Source organism: Chryseobacterium sp. CG10_8 (genome assembly GCF_058117085.1).
In genome coordinates this window covers 19,272-34,124 of the sequence record NZ_JBYVEB010000002.1, presented here as the reverse complement: position 1 = coordinate 34,124, position 14,853 = coordinate 19,272, and the positions used below count along the sequence as shown (strand labels likewise).

The 14,853-nt window shown below is 35.1% G+C and carries 10 protein-coding genes; 2 read left to right on the top strand and 8 right to left on the bottom strand.

Annotation, left to right across the window (positions count from 1 at the left end; translation table 11 throughout):
- Positions 1 to 9: 9 nt before the first annotated feature.
- From AC4AGG_RS00615 to AC4AGG_RS00605, 3 genes are all read right to left on the bottom strand, one after another.
- Positions 10 to 618, bottom strand: coding sequence for a hypothetical protein (locus tag AC4AGG_RS00615; protein ID WP_489770028.1), 609 nt, complete (start codon positions 616 to 618; stop codon positions 10 to 12).
- A 191-nt stretch (positions 619 to 809) separates the two neighbouring features.
- The gene (locus tag AC4AGG_RS00610; protein WP_489770027.1) at positions 810 to 1,619 is read right to left on the bottom strand and encodes an enoyl-ACP reductase FabI; all 810 of its coding nucleotides are present in this window, start codon (positions 1,617 to 1,619) and stop codon (positions 810 to 812) included.
- Positions 1,620 to 1,739: 120 nt separating this feature from the next.
- A complete protein-coding gene (locus AC4AGG_RS00605; protein WP_489770026.1) occupies positions 1,740 to 2,057 on the bottom strand; it encodes a hypothetical protein in 318 nt (105 codons plus the stop codon).
- Positions 2,058 to 2,309: 252 nt separating this feature from the next.
- On the opposite strand from AC4AGG_RS00605, the gene AC4AGG_RS00600 reads away from it, so the two are divergent.
- Together AC4AGG_RS00600 and AC4AGG_RS00595 are read left to right on the top strand one after the other, a co-directional pair.
- The gene (locus tag AC4AGG_RS00600) at positions 2,310 to 2,867 is read left to right on the top strand and encodes a DNA-3-methyladenine glycosylase I (protein ID WP_489770025.1); all 558 of its coding nucleotides are present in this window, start codon (positions 2,310 to 2,312) and stop codon (positions 2,865 to 2,867) included.
- A gap of 49 nt (positions 2,868 to 2,916) precedes the next feature.
- Positions 2,917 to 5,322, top strand: coding sequence for a S9 family peptidase (locus AC4AGG_RS00595; RefSeq protein ID WP_489770024.1), 2,406 nt, complete (start codon positions 2,917 to 2,919; stop codon positions 5,320 to 5,322).
- Positions 5,323 to 5,639: 317 nt separating this feature from the next.
- On the opposite strand, the gene AC4AGG_RS00590 is transcribed toward AC4AGG_RS00595, so the two are convergent.
- The 5 genes from AC4AGG_RS00590 to AC4AGG_RS00570 form a co-directional block, all read right to left on the bottom strand.
- Positions 5,640 to 8,024 carry a TonB-dependent receptor gene (locus AC4AGG_RS00590; protein WP_489770023.1) on the bottom strand — a complete coding sequence of 795 codons (2,385 nt, stop codon included), beginning with the start codon at positions 8,022 to 8,024 and terminating at the stop codon, positions 5,640 to 5,642.
- Between the two features lie 321 nt (positions 8,025 to 8,345).
- Positions 8,346 to 9,266, bottom strand: a complete 921-nt coding sequence (locus tag AC4AGG_RS00585; RefSeq protein WP_489770022.1) for a CPBP family intramembrane glutamic endopeptidase — start codon at positions 9,264 to 9,266, stop codon at positions 8,346 to 8,348.
- Positions 9,263 to 12,049, bottom strand: coding sequence for an excinuclease ABC subunit UvrA (gene uvrA, locus AC4AGG_RS00580; protein WP_489770021.1), 2,787 nt, complete (start codon positions 12,047 to 12,049; stop codon positions 9,263 to 9,265). Before uvrA ends, AC4AGG_RS00585 begins: the two co-directional genes overlap by 4 nt.
- A gap of 111 nt (positions 12,050 to 12,160) precedes the next feature.
- Entirely contained in the window at positions 12,161 to 13,153 is a 993-nt protein-coding gene (locus AC4AGG_RS00575) for a hypothetical protein (RefSeq protein WP_489770020.1), read from the bottom strand.
- Between the two features lie 109 nt (positions 13,154 to 13,262).
- Complete coding sequence (locus AC4AGG_RS00570; RefSeq protein WP_489770019.1) at positions 13,263 to 14,774, bottom strand: peptide MFS transporter; 1,512 nt, start codon at positions 14,772 to 14,774, stop codon at positions 13,263 to 13,265.
- Between the last annotated feature and the right edge of the window lie 79 nt (positions 14,775 to 14,853).

Below are 14,853 nucleotides of genomic sequence, written 5' to 3'. Positions count from 1 at the left end.
CTTATGGCTTTATTCTGTTTGCTGGAAGACGAAGCTTACATCTCCTGCATAATAGGAAGTTGAGAATGAGGTTGGATACGTTTGAGTTGAACCTGTTGCGTAACCATAACGATTTATGCTTATATTGCCAGAAGTTACAGGATAAGTTGTTGAACTCATATCTGTTTTGCTTCTTTGATACCAATCGTTGCTATTCATAGTTATCGCATACTTTTTATCTTTTTCCAAGGCTAAATCCGAAATCGTAGCTGTTATTATTGTATTAACACTTGAGACATTGATGATTTCTGTTCTTAAGACGGTTTTGTTTGTGGCGTCCCAGATAGTAACTTTCAGATTGTTATTAATTTCTGGTAGTTTTGCAGTGATGGCTTTTATTTTTCCTTTTACGTTAGGGGAAAATTCTATACCGAATTCATAATTTCCACCATTAATAGTAGGTACATTGGTCTGATTAAATCCTGTTGAAGAAAGATATCCTTCCAATGGATTTTGGTCTGGATATACAATTGCAGGTGTCTCGTCATCGTCATTCTTACAAGATGTGATGGTCATAAAAGTAAGTACGGCTAACATGAGTACTCGTGCAAGAACTGAAGTGAAGATTTTTGTTTTCATAATTTTTGATTTTTTTTGTTGAATTATTTTTCTGATGCAAAGATTCAACTTAATAATGTTAATATTTTGAGGGTATTCATTGAAAAGTATACCGTGTTTTTCCTATTTCTTATAATTTTTAACATCAAAATTCTGAAAACAAAAAATCCGGTCAATTTTGACCGGATTAATATCTTGTATAGATGATTATTTTACATATCGTACTTCTCCATCACTTTTTGGGAGACTCCTGTATTGCTGAAACCTCCATCATGGAAAAGGTTTTGCATTGTTACCATCTTGGTCAGATCACTGAACATGGCAACACAATAATTAGCGCACTCTTCTGCACTGGCATTACCAAGTGGAGACATATCTTGTGCATATCCAAAGAAACCTCCAAAACCTTTAACACCACTTCCAGCTGTAGTCATCGTTGGTGATTGAGAAATGGTGTTAACACGTACTTTGCTCTTTTCTCCCCAATAATAACCAAAAGTTCTTGCGATACTTTCTAAATAAGATTTGTTATCAGCCATGTCGTTATAATCAGGGAAAGTTCTTTGTGCAGCAATATAAGAAAGCGCCAAGATAGAACCCCACTCATTCATACATTCTTTTTCCCAAGCCACTCTCATTACTTTATGGAAAGATACCGCCGAAACATCCCATCCTTTTTCTAAGAAACTGTAATTCATTTCGGTATAATGAATGCCTTTTCTTACGTTAATAGACATCCCGATAGAGTGAAGGATGAAATCGATTTTTCCGAATTTTACTATCGCAGCATCAAAAAGTTTTTCCAAATCTTCCACAGATGTAGCATCTGCTCCAATTACTTCAGAACCTGTTTTTTCTGCAAGTTCATTAAGTTCGCCCATTCTCATAGCGATGGGTGCATTGGATAATATAAATTCTGCGCCTTCTTCATGACACTTCTCTGCCACTTTCCACGCAATGGATTGATTATTGAGTGCTCCGAATATGATTCCTTTTTTTCCTTTGAGTAATCCGTATGACATAATTTTCTGTTATTTTAAACAAAAGTAAGCATTTTTATTTTCCAAAGAAATAAAGGAGTCCAAAAAATAGGACTCCTTGTTATTAAATTGGTTGTAAGTCTAATGGCAAATAATCATTTGTCATGCTTTTTGGTTTTTGCCCATGACTTGTTGCCAAGCGTCTTTTGCAGTGTCAGAAATCTCACTCCATCCATCCTGAAGGTCGTTTTTGAGGGTGGTCATCCAATCTTCCTGATTTGCGGTTTCAGAGGCTGCTTTCTGCTGGTTAATGTATGCTTGAGCACTTGCCTGAAGATTTTCAATAGTTTCTTTTGCGTCTTTGATGCCTTTTTCAATGTCATGTTTTGCATCTTGAATTCCTTCTTTGATGTCATGTTTTGTTTTTGCAAGCGCAATTTGAAGTTTGATTTTCTCTACTGTTTTTTGAAATTCGTTCATGATTAAAAATTTTTAATGGTTAGTCTATCAAAGTTACTGATTTATAATAAAAAAGCAATTTTTTTCTACGGAAATTTCATTTCAATTTTTAAAAATTGAAGTTATACTTTGTTGAACAACGGTCAATGCTGACTTTTGAAGTTTTTATAAAGATTTTATCAATGACATTTATATTAGGAATATGTTTTTTGAAAACGTGATATTTTTTAAGAACCGATTCATTAAATTTGATTTTTATAAAATTGAAAACAAATGGATAAAAAGAGGTGTGGTTGGTGCGAGAAAGATGATTTGTACCGCAATTATCATGATACCGAATGGGGAAAGCCAGTGTATGATGACGAAACTATTTTTGAGTTTTTGGTTCTCGAAAGCTTTCAAGCAGGACTGAGTTGGTACACGATTCTGAAAAAAAGAGAGAATTTCGAGAAGGCTTTTGATCATTATGATTACAAAAAGATTGCTAAATATTCTGACAAAAAAGTTGAAGAATTAATGCAGAATGAGGGGATTATTAGAAATAGACTTAAAGTTTTGGCGACCATCAGCAATGCGCAAAAATTTATGGAAGTACAGAAAGAGTTTGGGAGTTTTTCCAAATATATTTGGGGATTTGTTGGGGGAGAACCCTTAATTAATCACCATCAACAATTAAGCGATATCCGTGCGACAACAGAAATTAGTGATGCATTAGCCAAAGACCTTAAGAAAAGAGGATTCAAGTTTTTGGGTTCGACTGTGGTCTATGCTCACATGCAAGCGACGGGGATGGTGAATGACCATTTGGTGGATTGCAGTTTTAGAAACTAATTTTATATTTACAGCTAATTTAACATAATATTGAAACTACTATTGTTTTATGAGAATTATTAAGACTTCTTTATTTCTTTTAGCGTTTTCGCTCAATACTTTTGCTCAGGAAAAAATCGATTATCAAAAGCCTTCACAAGAAATACTTCAATTAGCAGATTTCGAAAGAGCACCATCTGTCATCATGAACAACAGCCGTGAGTGGATGGTTTTTACTTATCGACCTACTTATAAAACTTTGGAAGACCTTAGTCAAGATGAGATGAGGTTGGGTGGTTTAAGGGTAAATCCAATAACTAATATTTCGAGTACGGTAACTTATTCTAATAATTTAAAAATTAAAAAATTAAAGGATAAAACCGAAGTTCAAGTGAAAGGATTACCTCAGAATCCTAAAATTTCTAATTTAAGATTTTCACCAGACGACAAGAAGTTAGCTTTTACGAACACCACGAGTAAGGGTGTTGAGCTTTGGATTTTGGATTTGGCAACGGCTACCGCAAGTAAAATCACCTCTGATAATCTTAATGCCAATATGGGAAGCCCATTTGATTGGATGAAAAATTCTTCCGAATTATTGGTGATGAAGCTTCCTGCAAATCGTCCTCAATTATTAGATGACAAAAAAAATCTTCCAACAGGACCAACAGTTTCTGTTTCGGATGGTAATGTGTCTCAGAATAGGACTTATCAAGACTTATTAAAAAATCCAACTGACGAGAAAAACTTTGAAACTTTAACGACTTCTGAGATTGTAAAAGTGGATTTGCAAGGAAAGGAGACGGCTTATAGATCGGCAGGAATTTACACCGGAACGTCAATTTCACCAGATGGAAATTACGTAATGATTACTACCATTCAGAAACCATTTTCTTATATCGTTCCGTTGAGTAGATTTCCGATGATTACCGAAGTCTATGATATTAAAGGTGTTTTGGTGAAAAAAGTAAATGATATTTCACTTAATGAAGTTCAACCGAAAGGATTTTCTTCTACACGAAAAGGAAAAAGAAGTATGAATTGGAGAGCGGATAAGCCTTCGAGTCTCTATTTTGTCGAAGCTTTAGATGGTGGTGATGCGACAAAAGCAGCTGAACTTCGAGATGAAGTGTTTACTTGGGACGCGCCATTTAATAATGCGCCTGAGTCTTTGATTAAAACCAAACAGCGTTATAACGGAATTGATTTTGGGAACGACCAAATTGCAGTAGTCTATGATAGTTGGTACGATACAAGGTCTACCAAAACCTATCTTTTGAATCCAACTACTAAAGTGTCAAAAGAAATTTCGGACCGTAATTTTCAGGATAAATACAGTGATCCGGGAAGTTTTCATACTTCAAGAAATCAATATGGCAGGGAAGTTATCGATATCCAAAATGGCAAAGCTTACATGCAAGGAGAAGGTTTTACCAAGGATGGACAGTTTCCGTTTGTAGACGAATTTGATTTTACGACTCTTAACAAGAAAAGACTTTATACTTCCAAACTGACGGATGCTAAAGAGAGTATTATTGATATTATTGATGGTAAAAAAGGCAATATTTTGGTGTCAATGGAATCCAAAAATAAGTTCCCTAATTATTATTTAAGAAACATCAAAAATAATAAGGCAGAGGAGTTAACTAACTTTAAAAACCCTTTTGAGAGTATCAAAGATGTTCATAAAGAAGTAATCAAGTATAAGCGAAATGATGGGGTAGAACTACAAGGAACGCTTTATCTTCCCGCAAATTATGATTTTGCTAAAAAACCAAAACTTCCGCTTTTGGTTTGGGCTTATCCAGAGGAGTACAAAGACAAAGCAACAGCTGGACAAAATACCAAGAATCCTAACGAATTTACATTTCCGTATTATGGGTCTTTTGTGTATTGGGTAACCAAAGGATATGCAGTCTTGGATGATGCGAGTTTCCCAATTATCGGGGAAGGAAAGACCGAGCCTAATGATACTTTTATTCAGCAATTGGTCGCAGACGGAAAAGCGGCGATTGATGCAGTGGATCAATTAGGATATATTGACAGAAATAAAGTTGCTGTTGGAGGACATTCTTATGGTGCATTTATGACAGCCAATTTATTGACGCATTCTAATGATTTTGCTTGTGGAATTGCAAGAAGTGGGGCTTACAATAGAACGTTGACTCCTTTTGGATTCCAAAGTGAGCAAAGGAATTATTGGGATGTTCCAGAATTGTACAATACCATGTCACCATTTATGAACGCTAACGAAATGAAAAAACCTTTGTTATTAGTTCATGGTGAAGCAGACAATAATCCGGGTACTTTCACCTTGCAATCGGAGCGTTACTTCCAGGCTTTGAAGAATTTGGGAGCAAAAAATGTCAGAATGGTTATTCTTCCAAAAGAATCTCACGGATATGCAGCCAAAGAGAATATCTTTCATTTGCTTTGGGAGCAAGACCAATTTTTAGAAAAATGTCTAAAGAAGTAAAATTTAACAAAAGGAGATGAAATTTTCGATGAAAGAATCCGCTCTTTAGAAGCGGATTCAGTAGATAAAACATCTCATTTTTTTAGTTATACAACAACAAAAAGGGAAGTCGATGCGACTTCCCTTAAATTTTATTTAAGTAATTAATTTTACTTGGTATGTGCGGTTTTTTTTCATGATTTCAAAAAAATCACCTATTCAAATATACAATTAATTTTCACTCAAACAAGAACTTAATGTTAAAATTAACAAGTTATCCACAAAAAAATGTGGATAAGTGTGATTTGTTAAGAGTATAACGATTTTAAATAAATTTTCTAAAACTCAAAAATAAATCCAAAGTACGGAAGTGGAGTACTACTGTCTTCTTCGCCCATTTGTAAAAGGTAGTATTGTTGGTCATATGAAGCCGATGGATTAGCAATAATTCCATTATAGTCACTGTCTCTCTGCAAATCGACTACAGGTAAATTGCTTGGATTTTCGGAACCATAAACATTGACAAAGTCAATATAGGCGGTCAATTGCCATTTTTTAAAAACCCATTTTTTCTCAGCTCTAATGTCTAATTGATGAACGGTATTTCCACGAAGGGAGTTGAGTTGCGTGTTATCAGTTACAGGACCGTTCTGAATGTTCCAAATGGAAATCAAAGCACTTCTTGTTAAATCATAAGGCGTCTCTGGAAGTCCAGATTGCATGCGAAATCTTGCTCCGATATTCCAATTTCTTTTAAAATATTTTCCTGCCGTCAGTGTAAAAATATGTCTCGAATCCCAACTTGAAGGCAGTAAGTCTCCTGTCGCATCACTAAATTTTGAATATCCAAAAGTATACGCCGCAATTCCATAGAAATTACTGATGGTTCTTTTTTGAGCTAATAATTCGAAACCATAAGTTTCTCCAAATCCTCTTGAATCCAATGGTTCGTTTCCTACACTTCCAAAATTGGCTCCCAAATTGGCTAAAGAAATTTGGTTTCTCAGGGAGAACGGATAGTTTTTGTATTTTTTGTAATATCCTTCTGCGGTAAATCTCAAATTGTCTTTTCCATTGTATTCCAGACCTGTAACAAAATGTGCGTTTTTGATGTATTCTAAAGTGCTTCGGTTGACAAAGACATCGTTGACTTTGAAACCTAAAGCCGTATAAGTAGGAAGTTGATAATAAATGCCCGAATTGAAATTGGCTGACCAGTTTTCGGACAATTTATAACTTAAAGAAAATCTTGGTGAAAACTGTTCAAATGGATTATTAGTTCGGCTGGAATAGTTACTGCCATCAATCCTTATACCACCAGAAATTTGAAGTCTGTTTTCAAAAATCTTCGTTGAAGATTGTGCGTAGAAGCCATATTGTAAAACATTGAGTTCTGACAAATAATCGTCATTGTTAATCGCGGTTTGACTTACGGATTTCACCACGGAATTGTTGTAATATTTAGCCCAATTTCCGTTTCCACCAACCATGAACGAAAATTTATTGATTCTGAAACTTCTATCCACTCTAATTTTGTTTTCAGATTCTTGAGAGTGGTAGTTATAGAGAAGATTATCAGGAGTTTCGATATTTCGGTAATATTTGACAGACTCTACATCAAACATATTTCGACTTAAAGTGAAAAGCCAGTTTCCATTTTTTGCCAAGTGACGATAGCCTGCTCCAAAAGTGTAATTCCATTGAGGCGAAGTCGGAACTCTGTCCAAAATGGTCAAATTACTTAAGGTTTTCTCTGCATCCAGATTTAATTTAAACTTATCAATCGCTCCTAAACCGATGAAATACAATTCGTCTCCGCTTTTGAACTTCTTTGAAACCTTGAAAGTCGTATCGTAATAGCTTGGTAGAAAAGGTAATCCTAAAGTCTTAAAAAGCAATTGCAAATTGGATTTTCTAACTGATAATAATCCACTCCAAGACTGGTCTTTAGAAAGGGGCCCATCGGCCATTACTTGCATATCACCCACACCCAAATTGACTTTGTAACCTAATTTATCCTTTCTCGCTTGTTTTAAATTAAATTCGAATAAAGACGATAATGCACTATTTCGTTTTGCAGGAAATGCACTACTGTAGAAATCTACATCTTTGATGAAATCGACGGTTATAATCCCTCTTGGTCCACCTGAAGAACCCTGAGTTTGGAAGTGGTTGATAATAGGAACTTCGATGCCATCAATGTAGAATCTGTTTTCCGAGGGACTTCCTCCTCTAATAAATAAGTCATTTCGGAAGGTTGCAGTACTTCCCACACCTGGAAAGCTCAAAATAGCTTTTGAAACATCTCGGTTAGAACCAGCATTTTTTTGGATCTCTTCTGCTGTAATATTTCGCAAGGAAACAGGACTTTCTGCGGTTGTTTTGTACACTTTTTTGCTAACGATAACTTCGTTAATATTTTGCGCAGCCTTGTTAAGGCCAATGGATAAAGTTAAATTTTGATTAGGTACAACATTAATATCGTTGAGGAAGCTATCTTCGTATCCTTGTGCGCTAACTTTGAAGTTGTAGTTGCCCACCGCAATATTAGGTAATGCCACATTTCCCTCTCCTTCGAATTTTTCTTCGGTGGAAACGATGGTGACCGATGCTTTAAGTGGATTTTTACTAAACTCATCATACACATTAATGTTAACAGAACCTGTTTGTGCGACCGCAATCATCGAGATTGTCGTAAAGATTAATGCTAAGAATGTTTTCATTTTGTTTTCAGTTTTTGATTTTAACTAATGGTTGCCTTCGAGGAAAATTTGCCCCGTCTTTTGCTAAAATAAAAGCACAAAATTAGTATTCCTTTTGATATAAACAGTCAATTATTATTTAACTTTTAAATTAAAAATATCAATAAAATTGATGAAAATTGGTTTTTCATTTTTAGATGTCATCAGTTCGAGTAAAATTCTGAAAGAATTCTATTTCGAAAGCATTCTATAATAAGATCGGATTTATTCACATATACACTATTTTGGCTTTGCAATACTAAGCGAAGCCAAATGCATTTTTTTTGGAATAAAATTTAGAATTTAAGGTAAGGAATCTGCTTCCATTTTTAGCTCCGACTTCATGATTTCAAGCAATTCTTTTTTGGTTACTCCATCTTTAGACTGAAAATCAAGATTCATTGTATTAACTTCTTTCGAAGAGTATTTTTTACCAAAAACTACTTTCGTGAAGTGTGATAAACTCATGTTTCGAGCTTCGATATTATTAATTATACCGTCTTTTTCACTGATTGTATAGTAGCTACTGCCCATTTCTTCGAACTGTAAATAGGTGACATTGAAGGACATTTTTTCGTTCTTAATTTCTACCAGTTGGGTGTTGTCATAGATGAGATATGGCGTAATAAGTAGAAAAAAGTTAAAAAAAGCATGAAAAAGCATGGACCAAATAAGGCCTAATCGATTTCTGATATACCCAAAGACAAACCCTGCAACCAATTGCGACATTACAATTAATGGTGATAGAACGAGGAAGAAAAATGTCCAATCGTTTTCAAAATTGGTCAAATGCATGTAACCAAAGGCAATAGCAAACGCATAGAAAAAGAATTTGTAATTTCTGTTCCAAAAATTGTGAATTTTATTTCCAGGAACGAATTCATTAAGAATCCACAAAAGAAAATTTCGATTCCATTTCAAAGGTAGTCGGAAGATTAATTCCTCGATAATTGGAGCAGCAATCACCGCTGCTAAAATCATGAAGTAGACATTCAAAGAGAAGAATATTTCTTTTGGATGTAATGGAAGAATAGAATCTACCAAATAACTGATGGGAATTACTACCACTGTTGTAAAGATCAGTTGAGCTATAAGTAGAATAGTGAAAATCCTCTGTTTGTCGTAGAAATTCAGTTGTTCATCAAAATTTTCAAATGGTGACTTGATGTATCTAAGGAAATAATTTAATTCCTTTTTGATATCTTGGAATATTGTGTTTTTCATTTTAATTTTTCTTCCAAAAATCTCGCTGTATGCGAGTTTTTATTTTTAATTAAATTTTCAGGAGTTCCGCTGAAAACAACTTCTCCGCCATATTTTCCAGCTTCAGGACCGATGTCGATAATCCAATCTGCAGATTTGATAATGTCGGGTTGATGTTCGATGACAATCACCGAATGTCCTAAGTCGATTAAAGCTTGAAGAGATTTCAATAATTTGTTAATATCATGGAAATGTAATCCTGTTGAAGGTTCATCAAAGATGAATAAGGATTTTTCTGTCGTAACGCCTTTTACTAAGAATGAAGCGAGCTTCACACGCTGCGCTTCACCACCAGAAAGGGTAGAGGAGCTTTGTCCTAATTGCAGATAACCCAAACCTACATCTTGAAGTGGTTTTATTTTGGTAACGATTTTTTCTTCTTTATTATCTCGGAAAAAAGCGATGGCTTCATCAACAGTCATGTGCAGAATGTCGGAAATGTTTTTGTCATCAAATTTGACTTCCAAAATTTCGTTTTTGAAACGTTTTCCTTTGCAAACTTCACATTCGAGTTCAATATCCGCCATAAATTGCATGGAAACGCTTATTACTCCTTCACCTTTGCATTCGTCGCAGCGACCACCATCTACATTGAAGGAGAAATGTTTGGTTTTGTAACCCATCATTTTCGAAAGTTTTTGCTTGGCAAAAAGGTCTCGGATGTCGTCATAAGCCTTGAGATAAGTCACAGGATTAGAACGGGAAGATTTTCCAATAGGATTTTGGTCAATCAGTTCCATGTTTTTGATGAGTTTTTTTGGAAATTCAACGGAATCGTAATCTCCTTTTTTACCACCCATTCCCAACTGAATTTGGAGGTCGTTGGTCAAAATTTCTTTCATCAAAGTTGATTTCCCACTTCCAGAAACTCCAGAAATAACGACCAGATTTTCGAGCGGAATGTCCACGTTGATATTTTTCAAATTATTTTGTCGAGCGCCTTTGATGTTGATCCATTCTTTGGCTTTTCTTCTCGTCGAAGGAACCTTGATTTCTAATTCACCTGTCAAATATTTGGAGGTTAAAGTATCGGCGTCTTTCAAATCTTTAAAATTACCTGCAAATACCAATTCGCCACCCAAAAAACCTGCTTCCGGACCAATGTCAATAATGTAATCTGCCGCTCTCATCACGTCTTCGTCATGCTCCACAACAATAACAGTGTTTCCTAAATCACGAAGGTTTTTTAAAACTTCAATCAGATTTTCGGTATCTCGAGAGTGCAATCCAATACTCGGTTCGTCCAAAATGTAGATAGAACCTACCAATGAACTTCCCAAACTGGTTGCCAAATTAATTCTCTGCGATTCTCCTCCAGAAAGGGTGTTGGAGGTTCTATTTAATGTCAGATATCCAAGACCAACTTTCAGTAAGAAGTCTAATCTTGTCGTGATTTCATATAATAATCTTTTGGCAACTTCTTGGTCGTATTCGGAAAGTTTTAAATTCTGAATCAAAGGTAAAAGTTCATCCAAAGGCAACTCAATCATGGATTGAATGTTATGACCATCGATTTTGACATATTCGGTTTCTGGTCGAAGTCGAAGTCCTTCGCAGTCGGGACAAAGCGTTTTTCCTCGATAACGAGAAAGCATCACTCGGTACTGGATTTTATAAAGATTTTCCTCCAACATTCGGAAGAAATTGTCAATTCCAGGGAAGCTTTTGGATTGGTCTCCTTTCCAAAGAAATTGTCTTTGCTCTTTCGTAAGTTCGAAGTAAGGTTTATGAATAGGGAAGTCTTTCGCTTTTTTAATAAATTCTTTCCTCCATTCGCTCATGGATTCTCCTTTCCAAGGCGCAACCGCTTCTTCGAAAACCGAAAGTCGCTTGTTGGGAATCACCAAATCTTCATCGATACCAATCACCTTTCCGTAACCTTCACAAGTTGGGCAAGCGCCGTAAGGATTATTAAAGCTAAAAAAGTGAACATTAGGTTCCAAAAATTCAATTCCATCGAGTTCGAATTTGTTGGAGAATTCTTGAATATTACCTTTGTCAATATTTTTCAAAGAACAGTAGCCATGACCTTCGTAGAACGCCATCTGAACGGAATCAGCCAATCTTTGAAGAAAATTTTCGTCCTCTTCATAAGAAAAACGGTCAATCATCAATTGGATATCCATCCCTTTCTCTGGAACGAAACCGAAGCTTTCCAAATCTTCGATTCCTGCAAGGTTACCGTTAACTTCTAATCGGGTAAAACCAGAAACTTTTAAAGTGTTTAGAGTTTCGTTAAATGTTTTAATTTCATAGCTTAGAGGAGCTCTTAAAAGAAAAGTTTCACTCTTAGAATTTTTGATAAAATCAATAACATCCGAAACCGAATCTTTTTTGACCTCGTTGCCAGAAATAGGAGAGAAGGTCTTCCCAATTCGAGCAAAAAGAAGTTTCATGTAATCGTAGATTTCCGTAGAAGTACCCACGGTCGAACGTGGATTGCTGGAAATTACTTTCTGCTGAATCGCAATAGAAGGAGCAAGTCCTTTGATATCGTCGATTTTTGGTTTTTCTAATTTACCTAAAAATTGGCGCGCATAAGAGCTCAAACTTTCCACATAACGCCTTTGTCCTTCGGCGTAAATGGTATCAAACGCCAAAGATGACTTCCCCGAACCCGAAACTCCTGTAATGACCACCAATTTGTTTTTGGGTATCAGTACGTCGATGTTTTTCAGGTTGTTGAGGTGTGCGTTTTTGACAAAAATTTCCTTCTTGATGTCGATTTCTTTTGCTGTAGCCATGATAAAATTAAGACTTGCAAAAATACGGAATTTATAAGAAAGAAATCATCTTTGAAGAGACACGATTCGTTGAAGGACAAAAAAAACGGAAACCATTGGTTTCCGCTGTATTTACTTTTGCAATTTGAAATCTTCTTTGAATCTTTGTGATAAAAATTCAAACATGGTGTTGGAGTTTTCATCCTTCCAAAATTCGGTTTTGAATTGGCTTTTTGTTCTATCGAATTTTACTCCTTTTTCGAGCTCGTTTTTATTTTTATTGAAAACCTCTTGAGGGTAGAAGTTGGAGATACCGTTAACTATTGCAAAACTACTTTCGGTTTTATGTTTGATTTCGATGCTATTATAATCTGTCTTACTAAGTAATCGTTTTGGGCTAATCTTTTCTCCTGCAAATTTGAGAGAACTTTTGTATGCGACATTGGTGAAAACATATCCAAAAATTTTGAATTCCTTATTTTCGAGTAACTTTTCCGAATAATCGAAACTCACTTCACCCAATTCTTTGTTGATGACTTTTTTAAAATAGGTGTTTTCTTCCAATTTTTTTAAAGGGCTAAGATCCGGTAGTTTCAGTGTGTTGTCAAAAACAATACTGGAAACCTGTTTGCGATCTTCTGTTTGATTTTCTAAAATAAAAGTGCGATATTCCAAAACTGTTGTTTCTTTTAGCTTATTAGTATCGTTATCAAACGCATACTCAATAATTCCATCAGCAAAAATGTTGAAAACTCCATTGTTAGTAACATAAGCATTGAAATATCCTCTTACAACGGTGTAATCTTTTTTAGTAGGAGTAATCGCTATCTCAGGAATCTTTAAAACTCTGACTTCTTTGACGAAATAGGCATTATCTGTGATTTTGTTTGTGAAAAGGGTGTCGTTATCAAGTGTTGGATGATTCAGAATATAGAATTCGTCGGCTTGTTCGGGAAGGGTTACTTCTCCGTTGATATCGGTTTTTCCAGTCATATTCCCATTTTTGTCAATAAGAATAATACCTTCAATTCCTTCAGGATGGGTACTGGATTTAATGGTAATTTTTTGGCTGAAAACGGTTGTAATGCAAAATAGAAACAGCAACGAACTAAGAAATGTTCTCATTGTAGAAATTTTTTGTTTTTTTATGCAACAAGAATACGAAAATTATCATGAAAAAGCCTCAAAAAATGGTGATTTATTGGGGCTTTTACACATTTTTATGTTTTAAATTTTATCGAACTTCTTGCATCAATTTTTTGACAAAAGGAGAAATCAAGATAAGGATAACTCCTGCAATTACTGCGTAAATTGCCAATTGCTTATATCCTTCGGCATAAGTAATTAATGCTTCAAGGTTAGAGGTTCCTTCTTTTGCTGTTGCCATATTGGCTCCTATGATTCCCGCAACATATTGTCCGTATGCAGATGCTAAGAACCACATCCCCATCATCATTCCTTGTAGATTTTTCGTCGAAAGTTTAGTCATGATCGATAGTCCAATTGGTGAAAGGCAGAGTTCTCCAAAAGTGATAATTAATAATGCAATTGTAAAAAATCTTAGAGAGGTTATTCCTTCCGCATTGGCAAAAAATTTAGTTGCATACAATGCGTAAAAACCTAAACCTAAAAATATAAAACCTAAACCAAATTTTATAATGGTATTGGGTTCGAATTTTATTTTACTTAACCAAATCCAAAGTAATCCTAAAAGAGGAGCAAGAAAAATAATAAAAAATGCACCTCCCGAATTATTCACTCCATTTGGATCTAAACCGAATAGATCCTTGTTAAGATTTTTTGCAGCAAAAATACTCAGCGATCCACCACTTTGTTCGTAAATTCCCCAGAAAAGGATAGAAAACAATATAAATATTAAGGCGGCCCATAATTTTTTTCTTTCGGCAACAGTAACTTTTGACATTTCATAAAATAGATAAATGAGTGTCAAAGGTCCGATGGTGTACATGAAATAGTCAGTGTATTCTGTTTTTGCAACCATCACCATAATGATAGGAACAAAAATCAATGATAAAACGTAAACCCCATATTCTTTCCACTTTTCTATAGGAGCTACCTTTAATTCAGATTGTGGATGACCTGGTTGAAGTCCAATTGTTCCAAGACTTTTTTGTGTAAAAACAAAATTGATTAAGCTAATAACCATGACTATTGCCGCCAGACCAAATGCGACATTCCATCGAGAACCTTCCTTGATTACACTACCAAATAATTCACCTTTTCCAATTGCAATACAAAAATAACCTCCCAATAATGCACCTAAATTAATACCTGCATAAAACAAAGAAAATCCTGCGTCAGCTCTGGAATCATTTGGTTTGTAAAGCTGACCAACCATTGATGATATATTAGGCTTGAAAAAGCCAGTTCCTACAACTGTAAAAGCAATTCCTAAAAAGAAAAATTGATGCGGATCGGTTGCCAAAATCAAACTTCCAATAATCATTAATAATCCTCCCCAAAACAATGATTTCCTAAATCCTAATATTTTATCTGCAAATAATCCTCCGACAAAAGTAAATGCGTAGACAAATGCTTGGGTTGCTCCATACTGCAAATTAGCTTGTTCTTCTTTGAAGTTTAATTGAGAAATCATAAAGAAAACCAGCATTCCTCGCATTCCGTAGAAGCAGAATCTTTCCCACATTTCGGAGAAAAATAGTGACCAAATTTGTCTTGGATATTTCCCTTTGAAATTTTGGATTTGCTCTAATGTTTGTGACATATTGTAAGAAATTAGTTGTTATAAACTGCTCCAAACAACATTGTCGCCTAAAGCAAAGAACGAAAATAAAAAAAACCTC